Genomic DNA, 384 nt, shown 5'->3' with positions numbered 1-384 from the left:
TGGTCAGACGCTCTATCAGGTTCTTCAGCTCGCGTACGTTCCCGGGCCACCGGTGACGGGCCAATGCCTGGACGCTGTCCGGCAGGAAGCGGATCGGTTCTACTCCCTCCTCCACGGCCTGGCGCCGGGAAAAATGCTGGGCCAGCAACAGCACGTCTTCACCGCGTTCGCGCAGTGCAGGAATATCCAGGGTGATAACGTTCAGGCGATAGAACAGGTCTTCGCGAAACCGCCCCGATTGCACGTCATCGGCCAGATCCCGATTGGTCGCCGCGACTACCCGCACATCAGAGCTGCTCGCGACACTGGCACCCACGGCACGGTAACTGCCGTTCTCCAGAAAATGCAGGAGCTTGGCTTGCAGCGCCAACGGCAGTTCGCCGA

At 62.0% G+C, this 384-nt stretch carries 1 protein-coding gene; it reads right to left on the bottom strand.

What is annotated here, in order from left to right; translation table 11 throughout:
• Window positions 1-384: sigma 54-interacting transcriptional regulator (locus SxD43FB_RS24400; protein ID WP_141249678.1), on the bottom strand; the 384-nt coding region annotated here is incomplete at both ends.

Source organism: Sphingobium sp. D43FB, from assembly GCF_002312805.1.
GTDB lineage: Bacteria > Pseudomonadota > Alphaproteobacteria > Sphingomonadales > Sphingomonadaceae > Sphingobium.
Note: the sequence above shows the minus strand (reverse complement) of the source record. Positions and strands in the feature narration are given on the sequence as shown.